Below are 19,783 nucleotides of genomic sequence, written 5' to 3' on the forward strand. Positions count from 1 at the left end.
GAGACGATAAGCGGCTTATACCCTTATCGTCTTTTTTAACGAGTGTCTAGGCGCTCTTCTTGAAAATTGATGACGAACTATTTTAGGAGGAATATAAAATGGCAGTTACAGCTCAAATGGTAAAAGAACTACGTGAAAAAACAGGTGCAGGTATGATGGACTGCAAAAAAGCACTTACTGAAGTAAACGGTGATATGGAAGCAGCAATTGATTTCCTTCGTGAAAAAGGACTTTCTAGCGCAGCTAAAAAGGCTGACCGTATTGCAGCGGAAGGTACTACGTCTATCTATGTAAACGGAAACGAAGCAATCCTTTTAGAAGTGAATGCTGAAACAGATTTCGTTGCGAAAAACGAAGGGTTCCAAGTACTAGTACAAGAGCTTGCAGAGCATCTTCTTGCTACAAAACCAGCTTCAGTTGAAGAAGCACTTGAATCAAAAATGTCAAACGGTCTATCCGTTGCTGATCATATTTCAAATGCTGTCGCGAAAATCGGTGAGAAACTATCACTTCGTCGCTTTGAAATTCGTACAAAAACAGATGCAGACGCATTTGGTCCTTACCTTCATATGGGCGGCCGTATTGGCGTTCTTACAGTTCTTGAAGGTTCAACTGATGCAGAAGCAGCGAAAGACGTTGCAATGCACGTTGCAGCTTTGAACCCGAAATACGTATCACGTGACCAAGTTTCAGCAGAAGAAGTTGAGCGTGAGCGCAAAATTTTAACTGAGCAAGCGTTGAATGAAGGCAAACCTGAGAATATTGTAGCGAAAATGGTCGAAGGCCGTATCGGTAAATATTTCGAAGAGATTTGTGTATTAGATCAAGCGTTTGTTAAAAACTCTGATCAAAAAGTTCGTGACTTCGTAAAATCAACTGGCGGTACATTAGTAGAATTTATCCGCTATGCTGTTGGTGAAGGTATCGAAAAACGTGAAGATAACTTTGCAGAAGAAGTTATGAGTCAAGTTAATAAAAACTGATCCATCATAAGATTAACTAATGGGGAACACATGCGTGTGTTCCCTATTTTTCAAGAAAACGAAGCAGATGGAGGGTATACATGAGCGTCCCAGAATATAAACGAATCGTCCTAAAGTTAAGCGGTGAAGCACTTGCTGGTGATAAAGGTTTTGGGCTATCACCCGAAATCATCAAAACAGTTGCGGAGCAAGTAAAAGAAGTAGTAGATCTAAATGTTGAAGTAGCAGTCGTTGTCGGAGGCGGTAATATTTGGCGCGGTAAGATTGGCAGCGAAATGGGCATGGACCGTGCAACAGCAGATTATATGGGGATGCTAGCAACAGTTATGAACTCCCTTGCTTTGCAGGATTCACTTGAAAAGCTTGGTGTTGAAACGCGCGTATCTTCTTCAATTGAAATGAGACAAGTGGCGGAACCATACATACGTCGTAAAGCAATCCGACATCTTGAAAAGAAACGGGTTGTTATTTTTGCGGCAGGTACTGGAAATCCTTATTTCTCGACAGATACAACAGCGGCGCTTCGAGCAGCAGAAATTGAAGCAGATGTAATTTTAATGGCGAAAAATAATGTGGATGGCGTCTATTCAGCCGATCCGTTAAAAGATAAAAATGCAGTAAAATACAAAGAATTGGCTTATCTAGATGTGATTAGCCAAGGTCTTGAAGTGATGGATTCCACTGCTTCAACCCTTTGTATGGACAATGATATCCCACTCGTAGTATTCTCAATTATGGAAACTGGAAATATAAAAAGAGCCGTTCTCGGTGAACCGATTGGGACGGTTGTTAGGAGGAATTTATAATGCCAACAGCAGTAATGGACCAAGCGAAAGATCGTATGGAAAAAGCGATAGGTGCGTATACAAGGGAACTTGCATCGATTCGTGCAGGACGTGCAAATGCTTCTTTGCTAGACAGGATTTCTGTCGAGTATTACGGAGCGCCTACGCCTCTTAGCCAAATGGCAGCAATCTCAGTACCGGAAGCTCGTCTTCTTGTCATCCAACCATATGACAAAACGACGATTGGCGATATTGAAAAAGCAATTATGAAATCGGATATTGGTATTACGCCATCAAGTGATGGGACACTTATTCGACTGGCAATTCCTTTATTGACAGAAGATCGTCGTAAAGAGCTTGTTAAATTAGTGAAAAAAGAAGCAGAAGATGCGAAAATTGCGATTCGTAATATTCGTCGTGATGCGAATGATGATTTCAAAAAGCTTGAAAAAAGTAGCGATATTACAGAAGATGAGTTGCGTCGCAATGGTGAAGAAATCCAAAAGTTGACGGATTCAACAATTGTGAAAGTCGATGCTATTGCTAAAGATAAAGAAAATGAAATCATGGAAATCTGATAGAAGAACTTTCTATATTCCGGGACGTCCTAATTCCAGGACGTCTTTTTTTTCTTATTAGATTAAGTTGTATCTATGTCGAATGAATAATTCTATCTAAACTCTAGCGAAAGCGCTAAATATTGTTAGTGGCATTATTTATTTCAATTGACGTTATTCACTTATGTTCTTCTTATAAATGAAATTTATCGTCTAATTTGTTACGATAGAGTATGTACTTGCTCTGAAAAGTAGCTGAGTGGAGGAAACGACATGCTTGAAAAACTCTTGCGAAAAAAAATAGCGGTGTCCGATGCCGCAATAACGGACAGGATTGCTGTTGTCAGAAGCAAGCCAATCCCCACCCATGTGGCGATTATTATGGATGGAAACGGCAGATGGGCGAAGCAACGTAACTTGCCGCGCATTGCTGGTCATCATGAAGGGATGAAAACGGTTCGTAAAATTACGCGTATCGCAAATGAACTCGGCATTAAGGTGCTTACACTTTACGCTTTCTCGACAGAGAACTGGAAACGACCGAAATTAGAAATAGATTTCTTGATGAAATTGCCTGGGGAATTTCTCAGTACATATCTCCCAGAGCTAGTCGAACAAAATGTTAAAGTTGAAATGATAGGAAACTTCGATATGTTACCGAACCATACAAAAGAGGCTATCCAGAAAGCGATGGTAGCAACTGCTCATAATGATGGACTGACATTGAATTTTGCTATGAATTATGGAAGTAGATTAGAACTCGTTGAGTCGGTCAAAGAAATTGCCGCGCTCGTTGCTGACGGAAAAATAGCATCTGAGGATATTAATGAGTCGCTCATTGGCTCGCATTTAATGACTGCACATTTACCGGAGCCGGATTTACTTATCCGCACAAGTGGTGAGGTTAGACTTTCCAATTTCATGCTTTGGCAGCTCGCCTATGCTGAATTTTCATTTACGGATGTATTATGGCCAGATTTTAATGCGACCTGCATGTTGAACGCTATTGAGGAATTTCAATTACGAAATCGGCGTTTTGGAAGCGTGGAAGGAGAAGGGGACGTTTGAAACAAAGAATACTAACGGCAATTGTAGCGGCTGCCGTATTCGTTCCGCTTGTTATTGTAGGCGGCTTACCTTTTACAGTGGCTGTGTATGTCATTGCGACAATCGGCTTATATGAATTATTACGTATGAGGGAAATACAATTATTATCAGTGGAAGGCCTGTTAACATGGGCTGCACTTGCCGTGTTACTTATGCCAGTTGGATGGGAGTCTGCTGTTTACCAAGCATTGAACTTTACGAAAATTGAAATAGCATTCGCTATTGTACTCATTTTATTGACGCATACAGTCGTTGTAAAAAATCGTTTTACGTTTGACCATGCTGCCTTTTCCGTTTTAGGTGCACTTTATGTAGGTATTGGGTTTTATTATTTAATTGAAACAAGATTATATGGCATTGAATACGTTGTGTATGCGTTGATGGTCATTTGGACGACAGATTCAGGAGCTTATTTCGTTGGGCGGAAAATGGGGAAACGTAAGCTATGGCCAGAAATATCACCGAACAAAACGGTAGAAGGATTTATTGGTGGTATTGTTTGTGCTGTTGTTTTTGCGTTTGTCTTCCAGTATTTCTATCCAATTGCCTCTACGTACACAATTCTCGTCGCTGTGACGGTCATTGCGTCGATTGTTGGACAATTGGGTGATCTTGTTGAATCAGCGCTTAAAAGGCATTATGCGGTCAAGGATTCAGGTAAACTGTTACCGGGTCATGGTGGTATTTTAGATAGATTTGACAGTCTACTATTCGTATTGCCACTACTACATTTTCTACATTTTGTAGGTTAAGGAAAGATAGGTGTCACGATGACAAAGAAAATTAGTCTACTCGGAGCAACCGGCTCGATTGGAATTCAGACGCTCGATATTATCGAGTCGAATCCCGAAAAATTTAAGCTCGTATCTTTTTCGGCCGGTATGAATATCGATAAGGTGAGGGAAATTGCCCTCACGCATCAGCCACAAACGGTATCCGTCATCAGACGTGAGGATGCAGACAGATTGCAAGCTGAATTTCCCTCCATTTGTTTTGTCTATGGAGAAGATGGCCTTATTGAGGTAGCCGCGCATACGAGGGCTGACGTCTTAGTCAACGCTGTAATCGGTAGTGTTGGGCTTAAGCCGACGCTTGAGGCTATCCGTGCGGGCATTACAATTGCCATCGCCAACAAGGAAACCCTTGTCGCTGCTGGGGATATTGTCATGGCGGAAGCACGTAAGTATGGTGTACCATTGTTGCCTGTAGATAGTGAACACTCTGCATTGTTCCAAGCGTTGAATGGAGAAAATCCAAAACGTATTTCCCGACTGATTTTAACTGCATCGGGCGGAAGTTTTAGGGATCTATCCCGTGAAGAACTGTCCAATGTGACACTGGAACAAGCCCTTGCGCATCCGAACTGGTCGATGGGCAATAAGCTAACGATTGATTCTGCGACGATGATGAACAAAGGACTTGAGGTCATTGAAGCGCATCACCTTTTCGCAATGCCTTATGATCAAATCGATTGCCTACTACATAAGGAAAGTATCATTCATTCGATGGTGGAGTTTGAAGATACAAGCGTGATGGCGCAGCTTGGTTCACCTGATATGCGTGTGCCTATCCAATATGCGCTGACGTACCCAGACCGTATTGCGATGCAAAACGCCAAGCCGCTGCGTCTTGAGGAAGTTGGCAAGTTGCATTTCGAAAAAATGGATCTTGTGCGTTTTAAGGCGTTAGGGCTAGCCTATGCTGCTGGTAGAGAAGGTGGCACGATGCCAACTGCGATGAATGCAGCGAATGAAGTAGCTGTGGCTTTATTTATGCAAGGACGTATTCCCTTTATTCAAATCGAGGATATGATTGAACGTGTGATGGATGCTCATCAAACAAGTGCTGTTCCAGATCTCGAAACCATTTTGGAAGCAGATTCACTTGCTCGAAAAATGGTGTATGCTATGGTAAAGTAAGTTATTTAACTTGAATCAGCAGAAGTTCAAATTCCCGACGCAATCACGCTGGGGCGTGATTGATCTTGATTCAGCAGATAATTAATGACCAAGATGGTCAGTGAAGGGGTTTTTCATGGAAACCGTTATTGCGTTTATTATCATATTCGGTTCTCTCGTTTTTTTTCATGAACTAGGGCACTTCCTGTTTGCCAAAAAGGCTGGGATTATGGTCCGCGAATTTGCGATTGGATTTGGACCGAAAATTATTGGTATTCAAAAAGGTGAAACATTATACACAGTCCGTCTGTTGCCACTTGGTGGTTATGTTAGGATGGCGGGGGAAGATTTTGATAAGGTCGAATTACAGCCTGGGTATCGTGTAGGCTTGCTGATCAATACTTCAGATGAAATTGAAAAAATTTATTTGAATCGTAATGTTGCCAATCCAGATGTACTATTTCTAGAAGTAGAGACATCCGACTTGGAAAGAAAGCTGTATATCGAAGGCTATGATGATGAAGGGCAATTAGTGCGCTACAATGTCTCTAGAAAAGCTGTTATTTATGAAAAAGGGCAGAAAACGCTGATTGCGCCATATGACCGACAGTTTGAATCGAAATCTGTAGGTAGTCGAGCAATGGCAATTTTCGCAGGTCCTTTATTCAACTTTATCCTGTCATTTTTCATCTTCCTTGCACTTGGATTGATGCAAGGTGTTCCGGCAAAGGAAGCGGTTATTGCAGATGTGCAAAGTGATAACGTTGCATATACGGCAGGCGTGGAAGCGGGAGATCGTGTGACAGAGATTGATGGTCAGTCGATTAGCACCTGGAATGAATTTGTGGAGGTCGTCCAAGCTAGTCCGGGTATACCGCTACAATTGGTTGTGGAACGTGACGGTTCGTTAGCGAAGCTGGACATCACTCCAACGACGATAAAAGATAAATCAGGACAAGAATATGGACAACTCGGTGTTACGCGACCGATGGAAAAAAATCCGCTGAAGGCTGTTGCGTATGGTGCGGATCAAACGGTTAGTTGGATTGTTCGAATATTCGAATTATTAGGGACGCTAATAACAGGTCAATTTTCAATTGACGACTTATCGGGACCTGTCGGGATTTACAAGGCGACAGAGGAAGTTGCACAGTACGGGATTTACAATCTTATGAACTGGGCTGCTGTGTTAAGTATTAACCTAGGAATTATGAACTTATTACCATTGCCTGCATTGGATGGTGGAAGATTGCTGTTCTTCTTCTTTGAGGCAGTGCGTGGTAAGCCAATTGATAAGCAAAAAGAGGGAATGGTCCATTTTGTAGGGATTGTTCTGTTAATGGTCTTAATGCTAGTTGTCACTTGGAATGACATTCAACGCTTTTTCTTTCCATAATAGTTAAAAAATACTTGAGGCGGGATTTTAATGAAACAATCACGAACATTCATACCAACAATGCGTGAAGTACCTGCTGATGCAGATATTAAATCCCATCAGTTGTTGTTACGTGCGGGGTTTATCCGACAAAATACGAGTGGCATTTATTCCTATCTGCCTCTTGGTAAAAGAGTGCTTCAGAAAATCGAGACGATTATTCGTGAAGAAATGGAAGCCATCGATGGGGTAGAAGTATTTATGCCTGCTATGCAACAGGCGGAACTTTGGCAGGAAACGGGAAGATGGAGTGCATATGGCCCTGAGCTATTCAGATTGAAGGATCGGCATAATCGGGAGTTTGCACTTGGAGCGACACATGAAGAAGTGATTACTTCTCTTGTTCGAGATGAAGTGAAATCGTACAAAAAGTTACCACTGACGATGTTCCAAATTCAGACGAAGTTCAGGGATGAGCAACGTCCACGCTTTGGTTTGCTACGAGGTCGTGAATTCATCATGAAAGATGCGTATTCCTTCCATGCGACGGAGGATAGCTTGCACGACAAGTATATGGATATGATGCAGGCGTATACGAATATCTTTACGAGGCTTGGTCTAGATTTCCGTGCAGTCATTGCAGACGGTGGTTCAATTGGTGGAACAGGAACGCATGAATTTATGGCGTTGTCAGACATTGGAGAGGATACAATCGCTTATAGTGATAGCTCTTCTTATGCGGCCAATATTGAAATGGCTGAAGTAAAGGTGAACTATGACAAGCTCGAAGAGTCATTGAAAGAAGTAACCAAAGTCGCAACGCCTAATCAACGGACGATTGACGAAGTAGTGTCGTTTCTTGAAGTGGATGTAAAGCGGCTCATTAAGACACTTATATTCAAAGTGGATGACGAACTGGTTGTAGTACTAAGTCGTGGGGATCATGAAATTAATGATATTAAGCTAAAAAATGTACTCGGTGCGACAGAGGTTGAATTAGCACATGAAGCAGATGTGCTAGAGCTTTTGTCATGTGGAGTGGGGTCAATTGGACCTGTTAAATTGCCTATCGGCTTAAAAGTAATTGCGGATCATGCAGTTGCATCGGTAGTCAATGGTGTTTGTGGTGCGAATGAAAATGGCTTCCATTTGACAAATGTCAATCCAGAACGTGACTTTGCGGTTGATCGCTATGAAGATCTTCGTTTTATTCGCGAAGGAGATGCTTCGCCGGATGGCAATGGGACGATTCGGTTTGCTAAAGGGATTGAAGTCGGCCATATCTTCAAGTTAGGCACAACGTATAGCGAGTCGATGGAGGCAACATATCTGGATGAAAACGGTAAAGCAAAGCCGTTCATCATGGGTTGTTATGGCATTGGTGTATCACGGATAATGGCGGCGGTTGCAGAACAATATAATGACGACAATGGTTTGAAGTGGCCAGCAAAGCTTGCACCGTTTGATATTCATGTCATTGCGGTAAATGTGAAGGATGATACTCAAGTCGGCTTGGCGGAGGAATTATATACGATTTTGAAATCGTATCGCTATGATGTCCTTTATGATGATCGACCAGAGCGTGCAGGCGTCAAATTTGCTGATTCGGATTTGATTGGTTTACCGGTTCGGATAACTGTAGGTAAAAAAGCAGTAGATGATATTGTTGAAGTGAAGTTTAGACAAACCGGAGAATCATTTGAGTGGCGAAAAGAAGAAATTACTGAAAAACTACAAGCGTTTTTCGGGGCGTAATTATCTACGTTCAGCGTGTGGCACATGTTGAACATACATAAAGCCTCCGGCGGGTAAAAAATAGATATCGAGAAGGGAAGGCCGGTTGTCGGTACTTCCCTTCTCGCTTGCTTCAGTAGAAGCAAGTGGGCCTCCGGCGGATCTAAAAAGTAGGGGTGAGAGATTATGGATGCTATGAACAAGTTGTATATTTTGTTGCAGCAGATTGATATGACGGATGACCAATTTGCTATCCACTTTGAACAAGCCGAGCTGAATCGGGTAAATATCCACCGGAAATCACGACTTTGGCAATTTAACTTAACATTGAAACAGCCGTTACCAGCGGCTGTTTACCGTGAATTTAGCAAACGCGTCAACGCAGCTTTTTCAGCGATTGCCACAGTTCGTTTGGAAATAACTTGTCGCACGACGGAAGTCGATGAGACGATGTTGACCGATTACTGGTCGTTCGTCATTGAAGAGTTAAGTGATATGTCACCGCCAATTCGAGAAAGGCTAATGAGCCAGCAGCCGGTCATGTCTGGTGGCAAGCTGATGCTGTTGTGCACAAATGATTTGGAGCTTCAAACCTTGAAGGGCAAGTATGCGGATTTGATTGCAGATGTCTATCATTCATTCGGCTTCGCTCGACCGTTTATAGATTTCAAATTAACGGAAGAAGATAATGGCGCGGAGGCGGAACGACTTGCGTTTCTTGCACAACGAGCTGCTGAGGAAGAAGCATACGGTCAAAAAGCGCTTGCAGATTTGGTGCAACGAGAATCATCCAAGAAGGAAAATGGTGGCACTGTATCCGGACCATTCCGTTTAGGTACGCCTATTAAAGCAGACGAGCCTCTTATGGAAATTCAACATATTCTGGATGAAGAACGTCGCGTGACGATTGAAGGATTTGTTTTCGATACAGAGGTGCGCGAATTACGCAGTGGTCGATCACTATTAACGATTAAAGTGACGGATTATACTGATTCTATTTTAGTGAAGATGTTCTCGCGTGATAATGAAGATGCAGAAATGATGAAGACATTGAAAAAAGGAGCTTGGGTACGCGCGCGTGGAGGGATTCAAAACGATACATTCGTTCGAGACCTCATTATGATGGCGCAAGATGTGATGGAAGTGTCACCTATCATTCGCCAAGATAAGGCACCGGCGGATCGTAAGCGGATTGAATTACATGCCCATACAACAATGAGTCAAATGGATGCAGTCGTCTCCGCATCTAAGCTCGTCAGTCAGGCGGCAAAATGGGGACATCCAGCGATTGCGATTACGGATCATGCCAACGTCCAGTCGTTTCCAGAAGCGTATGCCGAAGGGAAGAAGCAAGGTGTAAAAGTAATTTTTGGACTGGAAGCAAACCTAGTCGATGATGGCGTGCCGATTGTTTTTGATGAACAGCATCGTAAGCTAGAGGATGATAGCTTTGTCGTCTTTGACGTGGAGACAACGGGTCTTTCAGCGGTGTACGACACGATTATCGAGCTTGCCGCGGTACGGTTAAAAAATGGTGAAATTGTTGAGACGTTCGAGCGCTTTGCTAATCCGCATCACCCACTATCCTCGACGACAACTGAATTGACAGGTATTACGGATGACATGGTGAAGGATGCGCCTGAAGTGGCAGACGTTGTGAAGGACTTTAGTGAATTCATTGGTGATTCGATTTTAGTAGCCCATAACGCGAAATTTGATATGGGGTTCTTTTACGAAGCTTCTAAAAAGGCGGGACTACCAGCGATTGCTTATCCAGTAATTGATACGCTGGAACTGGCACGCTTCATTCACCCTGAAATGAGGAATCACCGACTAAATACGTTGGCGAAAAAATATAATATCGAACTGACGCAGCATCACCGTGCGATTTACGATACGGAAGCAACAGCCCATTTGTTTTTACGGCTAATGAAGGAGTCAGAAGAAAAGGGAATTGTTTACCTCGATGACTTTAACCGGCATATTGGGGAAGGGGATGCTTATAAGCGGTCGCGACCTTCGCATTGTACATTGCTCGCGGTAGATGATGAAGGGTTGAAAAATCTTTTCAAACTCGTTTCCTATTCGCATATGGATTACTTTTACCGGGTTCCCCGTATTCCGCGCTCATTGCTTGTTAAGCACCGAAAGGGATTACTTGTCGGATCAGGCTGTGATAAGGGTGAAGTGTTCGAAGGGCTTATGCAGAAGTCTTTAGATGAAGTTGAAGAAATTGCGAAGTTTTATGATTATCTTGAGGTCCATCCGAAACCTGTTTATTCTCATCTGATTGAGTTGGAATTAATTCGCGATGAATGGAACTTGGAAGATATTATGCGCAAGATGATCAAGCTAGGGAAAAAGGTCGGGCTACCGGTTTGTGCGACAGGAAATGTCCATTATATCGATGAAACCGATGCAACATTCCGTAAAGTGCTCGTTCGTTCGCAGGGTGGAGCCAATCCCATGAATCGCTATACGCTACCGGCAGTTCACTTCCGAACAACAGATGAAATGCTAGCGGAGTTTTCCTTCCTTGGGGAGCAGGTGGCAGAAGAGATTGTCATAGATAATCCACATTCAATATTGGAAAGAATCGGGGATGTGAAGCCGATTAAAGACGACTTATATACGCCGACGATTGAAGGAGCGGATGAGGAAGTAAGAGAGTTGACGTATTCGATGGCGCACCAAATCTACGGCGAGCAATTGCCGGAAATTATTGAAGCGCGAATTGAAAAGGAATTGAAGTCCATCATTGGTCACGGTTTCGCCGTTATTTACCTGATATCTCATAAGCTTGTCAAGCGGTCGTTGGATGATGGTTATCTCGTTGGGTCGCGTGGTTCGGTCGGTTCTTCACTCGTTGCAACGATGATGGAAATTACCGAGGTCAATCCATTACCACCGCATTATGTCTGTCCAACGTGTAAAGCAACTGAGTTCTTCGATGATGGATCAGTCAGCTCGGGCTATGACTTACCCGATAAGGTTTGTCCTTCTTGTGAAGCGAAATTCAAAAAAGATGGACAAGATATCCCGTTTGAAACATTTTTAGGATTTAAGGGGGATAAAGTTCCCGATATCGATTTGAATTTCAGTGGTGATTATCAGGCGCATGCCCATAATTATACGAAGGATTTATTCGGTGAGGATTACGTTTACCGTGCAGGAACGATTGGTACGGTTGCGGAGAAGACGGCGTATGGTTACGTTCGTGGCTATATGAATGATAATGGCTATACTTTCCGTGGGGCTGAAATCGACCGTCTTGTACAAGGCTGTTCAGGCGTTAAGCGCAATACTGGGCAACACCCCGGCGGTATTATCGTTGTGCCTGATAATATGGAAATATTCGATTTTACGCCGATACAATTTCCAGCGGATGATACAAATTCGAGTTGGAAGACGACGCATTTTGATTTCCATTCCATCGATAATAACTTATTGAAGCTCGATATTCTTGGGCATGATGATCCAACGATGATTAAAATGCTGCAAGACCTTTCGGGGATTGATCCGTTGACGATTCCACCAGATGATGCAGGTGTTATGGCGCTATTCAGTGGTACGTCGTCACTCGGAGTGACAGAAGAGCAAATAGGCTGTAAAACAGGAACATTGGGTGTGCCGGAGTTTGGAACGCGCTTTGTTCGTCAGATGTTAGAAGAAACAAAGCCGTCGACGTTTTCGGAACTCATTCAGATTTCGGGATTATCGCATGGGACGGACGTTTGGCTCGGTAATGCACAGGAATTGATTCAGAATAAGACATGTGAATTATCCGATGTTATCGGTTGTCGTGATGACATTATGGTCTATTTAATCTATCAAGGGTTGGATCCTTCGATGGCGTTTAAAATTATGGAGTCTGTGCGAAAAGGGAAAGGTCTGACACCGGAATTTGAAGAAGCGATGAAAGCACAAAGCGTGCCAAACTGGTATATCGACTCATGTAAAAAGATTAAATACATGTTCCCTAAAGCTCACGCAGCTGCCTATGTTCTGATGGCATTGCGCATTGCATACTTTAAAGTACATCATCCGATTTTATATTATGCGACGTATTTCTCTATACGTGCAACGGATTATGATTTGCTGACAATGACAAAAGGCTCGGCATCAATGCGTGCGCAAATTAAAGAGATCAATGCGAAAGGCCTTGATGCATTACCGAAGGAAAAGAGTTTATTGACCGTTCTGGAGATTGCGTTGGAAATGAGTGAGCGCGGTTTTTCAATTGTGAAGCCAGACTTGTACAAATCGGATGCAACGACGTTTTTAATTGATGGAGACACACTTATTCCTCCATTCAACTCAATTCCATCACTTGGGACAAACGTCGCCAATTCGATTGTGGAAGCGAGAAAAGACGGAGAGTTTTTATCGAAGGAAGACCTTCAGCAACGTGGACGTGTGTCGAAAACGGTTGTGGAGTACATGACAACGCTCGGCTGTTTGGAAGGTATGCCAGAGGCCAATCAATTGTCATTGTTCTAACTTGAATCAGCAGAAGTCCCCCGATGCAATTACGCCAAGGCGCAATTGCATCACATTGTTTGCGTGCCTTTGTAACGTATGGTATGATGGGAACAACTTTTGTAATAGTCTTGCGCAAAAAGAGTGGGATTTCCCGCTCTTTTCTGTTGTTCTATACTATTTTTTTACCAATTCAACGGGTCCTTAACATGCCCTGGCCTCCGGCACAAATGCGCCGAGGCGTATTTGATTAAGATTTTTGGAGGGATAAGATGAGTAAAATTACAGAAGAGATTGAGAAACTCGTCAATCCAATTGTGGAAGAGTTAAAATTGGAACTTGTCGATATTGAGTTTCTGAAGGAAGGAAGAGACTGGTTCCTTCGCGTCTATATTGATAATCCAGAGGGAAGTATTGATATAGATCAGTGCGCTCAAGTAAGTGAGAAATTGAGTGAGGAACTTGATCGAACAGATCCAATTACACAAAACTATTTCCTTGAAGTATCTTCACCTGGTGCGGAGCGTCCGTTAAAGAAGGAAGAGGATTATCAAAAAGCGATTGGCCAGTTTGTATTCATTAAGACGTATGAAGCAATCGACGGGTTGAAGGAATTCGAAGGCTATCTATTAGCAAACGAAGTGGATACTGTGGAAGTGGAAATGCGTATTAAGACGAGAAAAGTGACTGTTGTGATTGACAAGGAAAAAATCGCACTTGCCCGTTTGGCAATCGACTTTTCCGCATAATTGAATGTAGGAGTGATTAACATGAGTAGTGATCTACTCGATGCATTGACAGCCCTCGAAAAGCAAAAAGGAATTTCTAGGGACGTCTTAGTAGAAGCAATCGAAGCAGCACTTGTAACTGCCTATAAACGAAATTTCAATCAAGCGCAAAACGTGCGAGTTGATTTGAACCTCGATAAAGGAACGATGAAAGTCTATTCCCGCAAGGATGTCGTCGAGGAGGTTGAGGATGATCGTTTGTATATCTCACTTGAAGATGCACAAAAGATTAACCCGGCTTATGAACTGGCAGATATCGTCGAGCAAGAAGTAACACCACGTGATTTCGGACGTATCGCAGCACAAACTGCTAAGCAAGTTGTGACACAACGTGTAAGAGAAGCAGAGCGTGGCATTATTTATGAAGAATATGTCGACAGAGAAGATGATATCGTCAATGGTATTATCGAGCGTCTCGACGCACGTAATTTATATGTGGGGCTTGGCAAGGTTGAAGCTGTTTTGCCGATTGGCGAACAAATCCCAACCGAATCCTATCAACCACATGATCGTATCAAAGTGTATATTACAAAAGTTGAACGCACATCACGCGGTCCACAAGTGTTCGTTTCACGGACACATCCGGGACTTCTACGTAGGTTATTTGAAGTCGAAGTGCCTGAAATCTATGAAGGCATCGTTGAAATCAAATCGATTGCACGTGAAGCGGGCGACCGTTCGAAGATTTCAGTGCATACGAATAATGAGGAAGTCGATCCAGTCGGCTCTTGTGTAGGTGCAAGAGGCGCGCGTGTTCAGTCGATTTCGAATGAATTGAATGGTGAAAAAGTCGATATTGTTGAATGGTCTGAAGATCCGGCTATCTTTGTAGCAAATGCTCTTAGCCCTTCAAAAGTAATCGACGTTCAAGTCAATGAAGAAGAAAGGTCGACAAGAGTTGTCGTACCAGATTACCAATTATCACTGGCGATTGGAAAACGTGGACAAAACGCAAGACTTGCGGCAAAACTAACAGGCTGGAAGATAGACATTAAAAGTGAAACAGATGCGCGTGAACTAGGCATCTATCCACCTGTCTTCGACGAGTCAGTTGCAGAAGCTCAATTAGAGGAGCCTGCAAATACAAATGATCCTTATTTCGTTGAAGAAGAAGTGGCAGATGAGTTGGATCATACATCCATCGATCTGTATTCGGACGACGAAGACTGAGAAGAAAGGATGACCACACATGGCTAACATGAAAAAAGTTCCTTTGCGTAAATGCGCGGCAACGGGTGAAATGTTTCCTAAAAAGGAAATGATTCGTATCGTTCGTCCGAAAGAAGGAGAAGTTTCAGTGGATCTCACAGGTAAGAAATCAGGCCGTGGGACATATGTGTCAAAATCCGAGGAAGCAGTCGAGGCAGCGCGTCGTAACCGAGCGATTGAAAGTCAACTTGGAACTGCTGTACCTGAACAGGTATATGAAGATCTCCTTCATGCAATTCGCCGGGAGGCATTGAAATGAATGATCCAAAAAAGATTTTTCAACTGCTAGGTATGGCTGCTCGCGCAAGGATGATTATCACGGGCGAGGAATTAGTCATACGTGAAGTTCGTAACGGTAGTGCGCATCTCGTTATTGTTTCAGAAGATGCATCTAAAAATACGATGAAAAAGTTAACTGATAAATGTCTGTATTACAACGTTGAGAAGCATGATTTCGGGAGTCGTGAAGACCTCGGTCATGCAATCGGAAAAGAGTCGCGAGTTGTACTCGCGCTAACGGACGCCGGGTTTGCCCGTAAGTTGTCCGGGCTCCTCAACGAATTTAACCGGGGGTGGGCTAATGACGAAAATACGTGTACACGAATACGCGAAACAAGTGAATCGGTCGAGTAAGGAAGTTATCGATGAGCTTGGAAAGATTAATGTGAGTGTAGCAAATCATATGTCAACAATTGATAAAGAAGCAGTTACGAAGCTTAATAGTAAATTTGGTGGCAGTAAAAATAATCAACAAGCACCAAAAACAGATGTGAAAACTAGTGTTCAAAAAGATACACCAGTATCTGCACGTCCTGCAAGTAAGCCAGCTGTAGGTCAAAAAACGACACAACAAGGTGGCAATCGCCCAGCACAAGGCGGTCAAAACCGTCCGGCTCAAGGAGCGCAAGGTGGCAATCGTCCAACACAAGGCGGACAAAACCGTCCAGCTCAAGGAGCACAAGGTGGCAATCGTCCAGCGCAAGGCGGACAAAACCGTCCGGCTCAAGGAGCGCAAGGTGGCAATCGTCCAGCGCAAGGCGGACAAAACCGTCCGGCTCAAGGGGCACAAGGTGGCAATCGCCCAGCACAAGGCGGTCAAAACCGTCCAGCTCAAGGAGCTACAGCACCAACTAATAATCGTCCAGCACAAGGTGGACAAAACCGTCCGGCAGGCGGCGGTGGTCCAGGTCGTCCGGGTGGCGGTCGCGGTGGACGACCACCAGCACGTGGTATTAACCAAGGGCGTAGAAGATACCGTCCGGCTCCACAACCGAAAGTGGAATTGCCATTACCAGAAAAAATTACATTCTACGAATCACTATCTGTTGCCGAACTTGGACAGAAGCTACATCGTGAACCATCTGAAATCATCAAAAAACTGTTCATGGTGGGTGTCATGGCGACAATTAACCAGGAACTGGATAAGGATGCAATTGAGCTAATCTGTGCAGATTATGAAGTAGAAGTAGAAGAAGAAATCCGTGTCGATGTAACAGACCTTGAAACTTATTTTGAGGAAACTGAAGAAACTGTATCAAATCCAATCGAACGTCCGGCAGTTGTTACAATCATGGGTCACGTTGACCACGGTAAAACGACACTTCTGGACTCGATTCGAAATACAAAAGTAACACAAGGCGAAGCGGGTGGAATCACTCAGCATATCGGTGCTTACCAAATTCAAGAAAAAGGCAAAAAAATCACATTCCTAGATACACCAGGTCACGCAGCGTTTACGACAATGCGTGCACGTGGAGCGAAAGTGACGGATCTTACCATTCTTGTAGTTGCAGCAGACGATGGCGTTATGCCACAAACGATTGAAGCGATTAACCATGCGAAGGCAGCGGAAGTTCCAATTATCGTTGCAGTCAATAAAATGGATAAACCATCAGCAAACCCTGATCGTGTCATGCAAGAATTGACAGAGCACGGATTAGTAGCAGAGGCATGGGGCGGTGACGCAATCTTCGTACCTATTTCGGCGCTAAATGGTGATGGAATTGATCAATTGCTTGAAATGGTTCTACTTGTTGCAGAAGTTGGCGAATTGAAAGCCGATCCTAACATTCGTGCACGTGGAACAGTTATCGAAGCACAATTGGACCGTGGTCGCGGTTCAGTTGCAACACTTCTTGTACAAGATGGAACATTGCATGTAGGTGATCCAATTGTTGTTGGTAACACATTCGGGCGCGTGCGGGCAATGATTAATGATGTAGGTCGTCGTGTCAAAGAAGCAGGTCCATCGACACCAGTTGAAATTACAGGCTTAAGTGATGTACCGCAAGCGGGTGATCGTTTTGTTGTATTCGAAGATGAGAAAACGGCACGTCAAATCGGTGAATCAAGAGCAAGCGAAGCACAACAAGAGCAACGTGTTGAGAAAACACGCATTACGCTTGATAATCTGTTCGATCAGATGAAACAAGGCGAAATGAAAGAATTGAACTTGATTGTAAAAGCAGACGTACAAGGTACGGTTGAAGCGATGGCGGCCTCATTGATGAAAATCGAAGTTGAAGGCGTTAACGTGAAAATCATCCATACAGGCGCAGGTGCTATCAACGAATCTGATATTTCCCTTGCTTCTGCATCAAATGCAATTGTTATTGGTTTCAACGTTCGTCCAGATACAAATGCGAAGCGTGCGGCAGACGAAGAAGGCGTCGATATTAGACTACATCGCGTCATCTATAAAGTGATCGAAGAAATCGAATTAGCGATGAAGGGTATGCTTGATCCTGAATTCGAAGAAAAGGTCATCGGTCAAGCTGAAGTACGAGCAACAATTAAAGTGTCTAAAATTGGTACGATTGCGGGAAGCTATGTAACAGAGGGTAAAATTACACGTGATTCAAGTGTCCGCATCCTACGTGATAATATCGTCATCTTCGAAGGTGAATTAGATACGTTAAAACGTTTCAAAGACGATGCTAAAGAAGTAGCAAAAGGTTATGAATGTGGGATTACTATTAAAAAATTCGATGATATTCACGAAGGTGATATTATCGAAGCTTACATCATGGAAGAAATTAAACGAGTATGATCGTCTACGCGGAATGTTGTTTCTTCATCTCAGAGGCGGCCTCTTTGAAAGACAAGCGGTCCGTTTTGAAAAGGATGACAGATCGGGTGAAAAATGCCTACAACGTCTCTATCGCGGAAATAGATCATCAGGATTTATGGCAACGGACTACTATCGCGGTCGTTGCCGTGGCTTCATCGAAAGATGCGGCTGAACGAGAAGTCAGACGGGCAATCCGATTTTTGGAGTCAAATCCAGAATGGGAAATGTCCGAGTTGACGCTCGACTATTACTGATACGGAATTGGGGTGACCATCCATGTCAATGCGTGCTAACCGCGTCGCAGAACAGATGAAAAAAGAACTTGGCGATATCATCGGCAACAAAGTAAAAGATCCACGAATTGGTTTCGTTACTGTAACTGATGTTGAAGTAACTGGTGATCTTCAACAAGCAACGATTTTTATCTCTGTTCTAGGAAAAGATTCGGAAAAGGAAGATACGTTAAAAGGTCTTAATAAGGCGAAAGGTTTTATTCGCACGGAGATTGGGCAACGAATCAGACTCCGTATCACTCCTGAGGTTAAATTCGAATTTGATGAATCCGTTGCATACGGTAATCGAATCGACTCACTTCTCAGACAAGTGAATAACGGACAGGATGAATAAGAAGAAATTTAGCTAATAAAAAACGGAGGAAGTCGGTGTCCACGAGGACTTTCCGGCTTCCTCTCTTTACATATAAAGGAGAATGCACGTGAACGGAATACTTCCTCTTTGGAAAGAAAAAGGGATGACCTCGCATGATTGTGTTTTTAAATTACGTAAAATTTTAGGGACAAAAAAAGTAGGACATACAGGCACACTCGATCCAAGTGTAGAAGGTGTGTTGCCCATTTGCATTGGACAAGCAACAAAAGTGGCGGAGTATGTCACAGATTCTGGTAAGGAGTATGTTGCGGTCGTATCCATTGGGACGGCCACTGAAACCGAAGATGCAGATGGAGAGGTTGTTGCATCTGACTTAGCAATTAAACAAATTTCACGAAGTCAAATTGAAGAAGCACTTGCCCAGTTGACAGGTGAAATTACGCAAATTCCACCGATGTACTCAGCGGTGAAGGTTAATGGACGTAGGCTCTATGAGTATGCTCGTAAAGGAATTGAAGTGGAACGACCGGAGCGTAAAGTGTTGATTCATGACATTGAACTGCTTGACCCTGTACAATTGTACGAAGGGGAAGAAGTTCAGTTTCGCATTCGTGTTGCATGTGGCAAAGGAACCTATATCCGGACGCTAGCCGTTCAGATTGGTGAACTACTTGGTTACCCAGCGCATATGGCAGCACTCGTTAGGACATCATCAGGGACATACAGACAAGTGGACTGTCGCACGTTAGATGAAGTAAGGCAATTACAAGAAGAAGGCAACATTGCAACAATTCTGCGTCCTCTTGAAGATGCTTTGACCGACTTTCTAAGTGTTGAAATTGGTGAAGACCTGTATGATCAAGTGATGAACGGTCAAGTATTGCCTGAGCATTCCTTATTGCAAAGTGATGAATCCATTGTTTTTACAACGAAGGGTAAAGCGATTGCAGTGTATAGGAAACATCCTACGAAGCCGGGACTTATGAAGCCAGAGAAGATGTTTCCGCTGAACTTAATTCAGCAGAAGTCCTCTACTTCTATAAATGGTGGAATGAATGCAGAATAACCATTCTATTCAGTGGGTTCAAATCCCTGCTGAATTAAGTTAGCCTCCGGCGGATGTCACAAATTTTGAAGGGAGTTAATTGCGGGCAGTCTAAGTTCGCGACGTCCTGTCGCAACGCCTGCA

Annotated in this window: 17 protein-coding genes; all 17 read left to right on the forward strand. The window is 43.4% G+C overall.

Annotation, left to right across the window (positions count from 1 at the left end; genetic code table 11):
- Positions 1–98 precede the first annotated feature (98 nt).
- The 17 genes from tsf to truB all read left to right on the forward strand — a co-directional run bounded on the left by tsf (position 99) and on the right by truB (position 19,660).
- Positions 99–983 carry a translation elongation factor Ts gene (gene tsf / locus MKZ10_RS07925; RefSeq protein ID WP_342509520.1) on the forward strand — a complete coding sequence of 295 codons (885 nt, stop codon included), beginning with the start codon at positions 99–101 and terminating at the stop codon, positions 981–983.
- A gap of 80 nt (positions 984–1,063) precedes the next feature.
- Positions 1,064–1,789 carry a UMP kinase gene (gene pyrH / locus MKZ10_RS07930; protein WP_342509522.1) on the forward strand — a complete coding sequence of 242 codons (726 nt, stop codon included), beginning with the start codon at positions 1,064–1,066 and terminating at the stop codon, positions 1,787–1,789.
- Complete coding sequence (frr, locus tag MKZ10_RS07935) at positions 1,789–2,346, forward strand: ribosome recycling factor (RefSeq protein WP_203246252.1); 558 nt, start codon at positions 1,789–1,791, stop codon at positions 2,344–2,346. Before pyrH ends, frr begins: the two co-directional genes overlap by 1 nt.
- A gap of 252 nt (positions 2,347–2,598) precedes the next feature.
- Entirely contained in the window at positions 2,599–3,393 is a 795-nt protein-coding gene (locus tag MKZ10_RS07940; RefSeq protein ID WP_342509525.1) for an isoprenyl transferase, read from the forward strand.
- The gene (locus tag MKZ10_RS07945; RefSeq protein ID WP_342509528.1) at positions 3,390–4,184 is read left to right on the forward strand and encodes a phosphatidate cytidylyltransferase; all 795 of its coding nucleotides are present in this window, start codon (positions 3,390–3,392) and stop codon (positions 4,182–4,184) included. Before MKZ10_RS07940 ends, MKZ10_RS07945 begins: the two co-directional genes overlap by 4 nt.
- Positions 4,185–4,202: 18 nt before the next feature.
- A complete protein-coding gene (locus MKZ10_RS07950) occupies positions 4,203–5,351 on the forward strand; it encodes a 1-deoxy-D-xylulose-5-phosphate reductoisomerase (RefSeq protein ID WP_342509530.1) in 1,149 nt (382 codons plus the stop codon).
- A 115-nt stretch (positions 5,352–5,466) separates the two neighbouring features.
- On the forward strand, positions 5,467–6,726 hold the full coding sequence (gene rseP / locus MKZ10_RS07955; protein WP_342509532.1) for an RIP metalloprotease RseP: 1,260 nt from the start codon (positions 5,467–5,469) through the stop codon (positions 6,724–6,726).
- Between the two features lie 30 nt (positions 6,727–6,756).
- Entirely contained in the window at positions 6,757–8,460 is a 1,704-nt protein-coding gene (locus tag MKZ10_RS07960; RefSeq protein WP_342509534.1) for a proline--tRNA ligase, read from the forward strand.
- A 165-nt stretch (positions 8,461–8,625) separates the two neighbouring features.
- Positions 8,626–12,939: a PolC-type DNA polymerase III gene (locus tag MKZ10_RS07965; RefSeq protein ID WP_342509536.1), complete on the forward strand. Its 4,314-nt coding sequence runs from the start codon at positions 8,626–8,628 to the stop codon at positions 12,937–12,939.
- Between the two features lie 251 nt (positions 12,940–13,190).
- Positions 13,191–13,667 carry a ribosome maturation factor RimP gene (gene rimP, locus MKZ10_RS07970; protein WP_342509538.1) on the forward strand — a complete coding sequence of 159 codons (477 nt, stop codon included), beginning with the start codon at positions 13,191–13,193 and terminating at the stop codon, positions 13,665–13,667.
- A 21-nt stretch (positions 13,668–13,688) separates the two neighbouring features.
- Positions 13,689–14,876, forward strand: a complete 1,188-nt coding sequence (gene nusA / locus MKZ10_RS07975) for a transcription termination factor NusA (protein WP_342509539.1) — start codon at positions 13,689–13,691, stop codon at positions 14,874–14,876.
- A 19-nt stretch (positions 14,877–14,895) separates the two neighbouring features.
- Positions 14,896–15,174: a YlxR family protein gene (locus MKZ10_RS07980; protein ID WP_342509541.1), complete on the forward strand. Its 279-nt coding sequence runs from the start codon at positions 14,896–14,898 to the stop codon at positions 15,172–15,174.
- Positions 15,171–15,548, forward strand: coding sequence for a YlxQ family RNA-binding protein (locus tag MKZ10_RS07985; RefSeq protein WP_342509543.1), 378 nt, complete (start codon positions 15,171–15,173; stop codon positions 15,546–15,548). The genes MKZ10_RS07980 and MKZ10_RS07985 overlap by 4 nt, the downstream gene beginning before the upstream one ends.
- Complete coding sequence (gene infB, locus MKZ10_RS07990) at positions 15,496–17,964, forward strand: translation initiation factor IF-2 (protein WP_342509545.1); 2,469 nt, start codon at positions 15,496–15,498, stop codon at positions 17,962–17,964. Before MKZ10_RS07985 ends, infB begins: the two co-directional genes overlap by 53 nt.
- Positions 17,961–18,239, forward strand: coding sequence for a DUF503 domain-containing protein (locus tag MKZ10_RS07995; RefSeq protein ID WP_203246264.1), 279 nt, complete (start codon positions 17,961–17,963; stop codon positions 18,237–18,239). Before infB ends, MKZ10_RS07995 begins: the two co-directional genes overlap by 4 nt.
- 22 nt (positions 18,240–18,261) lie before the next feature.
- Positions 18,262–18,612, forward strand: coding sequence for a 30S ribosome-binding factor RbfA (gene rbfA / locus MKZ10_RS08000; protein ID WP_342509547.1), 351 nt, complete (start codon positions 18,262–18,264; stop codon positions 18,610–18,612).
- A gap of 88 nt (positions 18,613–18,700) precedes the next feature.
- The gene (truB, locus tag MKZ10_RS08005; protein ID WP_342509549.1) at positions 18,701–19,660 is read left to right on the forward strand and encodes a tRNA pseudouridine(55) synthase TruB; all 960 of its coding nucleotides are present in this window, start codon (positions 18,701–18,703) and stop codon (positions 19,658–19,660) included.
- Positions 19,661–19,783: the final 123 nt, after the last annotated feature.

This window comes from Sporosarcina sp. FSL K6-2383 (assembly GCF_038618305.1).
GTDB lineage: Bacteria > Bacillota > Bacilli > Bacillales_A > Planococcaceae > Sporosarcina.

Bases quoted from the DNA above. Each gene is read 5' to 3' on its own strand.
- MKZ10_RS07940 (WP_342509525.1), top strand. From the start codon at position 2,599: ATGCTTGAAAAACTCTTGCGAAAAAAAATAGCGGTGTCCGATGCCGCA.
- MKZ10_RS07950 (WP_342509530.1), top strand. From the start codon at position 4,203: ATGACAAAGAAAATTAGTCTACTCGGAGCAACCGGCTCGATTGGAATT.
- infB (WP_342509545.1), top strand. From the start codon at position 15,496: ATGACGAAAATACGTGTACACGAATACGCGAAACAAGTGAATCGGTCG.
- pyrH (WP_342509522.1), top strand. From the start codon at position 1,064: ATGAGCGTCCCAGAATATAAACGAATCGTCCTAAAGTTAAGCGGTGAA.
- frr (WP_203246252.1), top strand. From the start codon at position 1,789: ATGCCAACAGCAGTAATGGACCAAGCGAAAGATCGTATGGAAAAAGCG.
- MKZ10_RS07995 (WP_203246264.1), top strand. From the start codon at position 17,961: ATGATCGTCTACGCGGAATGTTGTTTCTTCATCTCAGAGGCGGCCTCT.
- rbfA (WP_342509547.1), top strand. From the start codon at position 18,262: ATGTCAATGCGTGCTAACCGCGTCGCAGAACAGATGAAAAAAGAACTT.
- MKZ10_RS07980 (WP_342509541.1), top strand. From the start codon at position 14,896: ATGGCTAACATGAAAAAAGTTCCTTTGCGTAAATGCGCGGCAACGGGT.
- MKZ10_RS07965 (WP_342509536.1), top strand. From the start codon at position 8,626: ATGGATGCTATGAACAAGTTGTATATTTTGTTGCAGCAGATTGATATG.
- MKZ10_RS07985 (WP_342509543.1), top strand. From the start codon at position 15,171: ATGAATGATCCAAAAAAGATTTTTCAACTGCTAGGTATGGCTGCTCGC.
- rimP (WP_342509538.1), top strand. From the start codon at position 13,191: ATGAGTAAAATTACAGAAGAGATTGAGAAACTCGTCAATCCAATTGTG.
- tsf (WP_342509520.1), top strand. From the start codon at position 99: ATGGCAGTTACAGCTCAAATGGTAAAAGAACTACGTGAAAAAACAGGT.
- nusA (WP_342509539.1), top strand. From the start codon at position 13,689: ATGAGTAGTGATCTACTCGATGCATTGACAGCCCTCGAAAAGCAAAAA.
- rseP (WP_342509532.1), top strand. From the start codon at position 5,467: ATGGAAACCGTTATTGCGTTTATTATCATATTCGGTTCTCTCGTTTTT.
- MKZ10_RS07960 (WP_342509534.1), top strand. From the start codon at position 6,757: ATGAAACAATCACGAACATTCATACCAACAATGCGTGAAGTACCTGCT.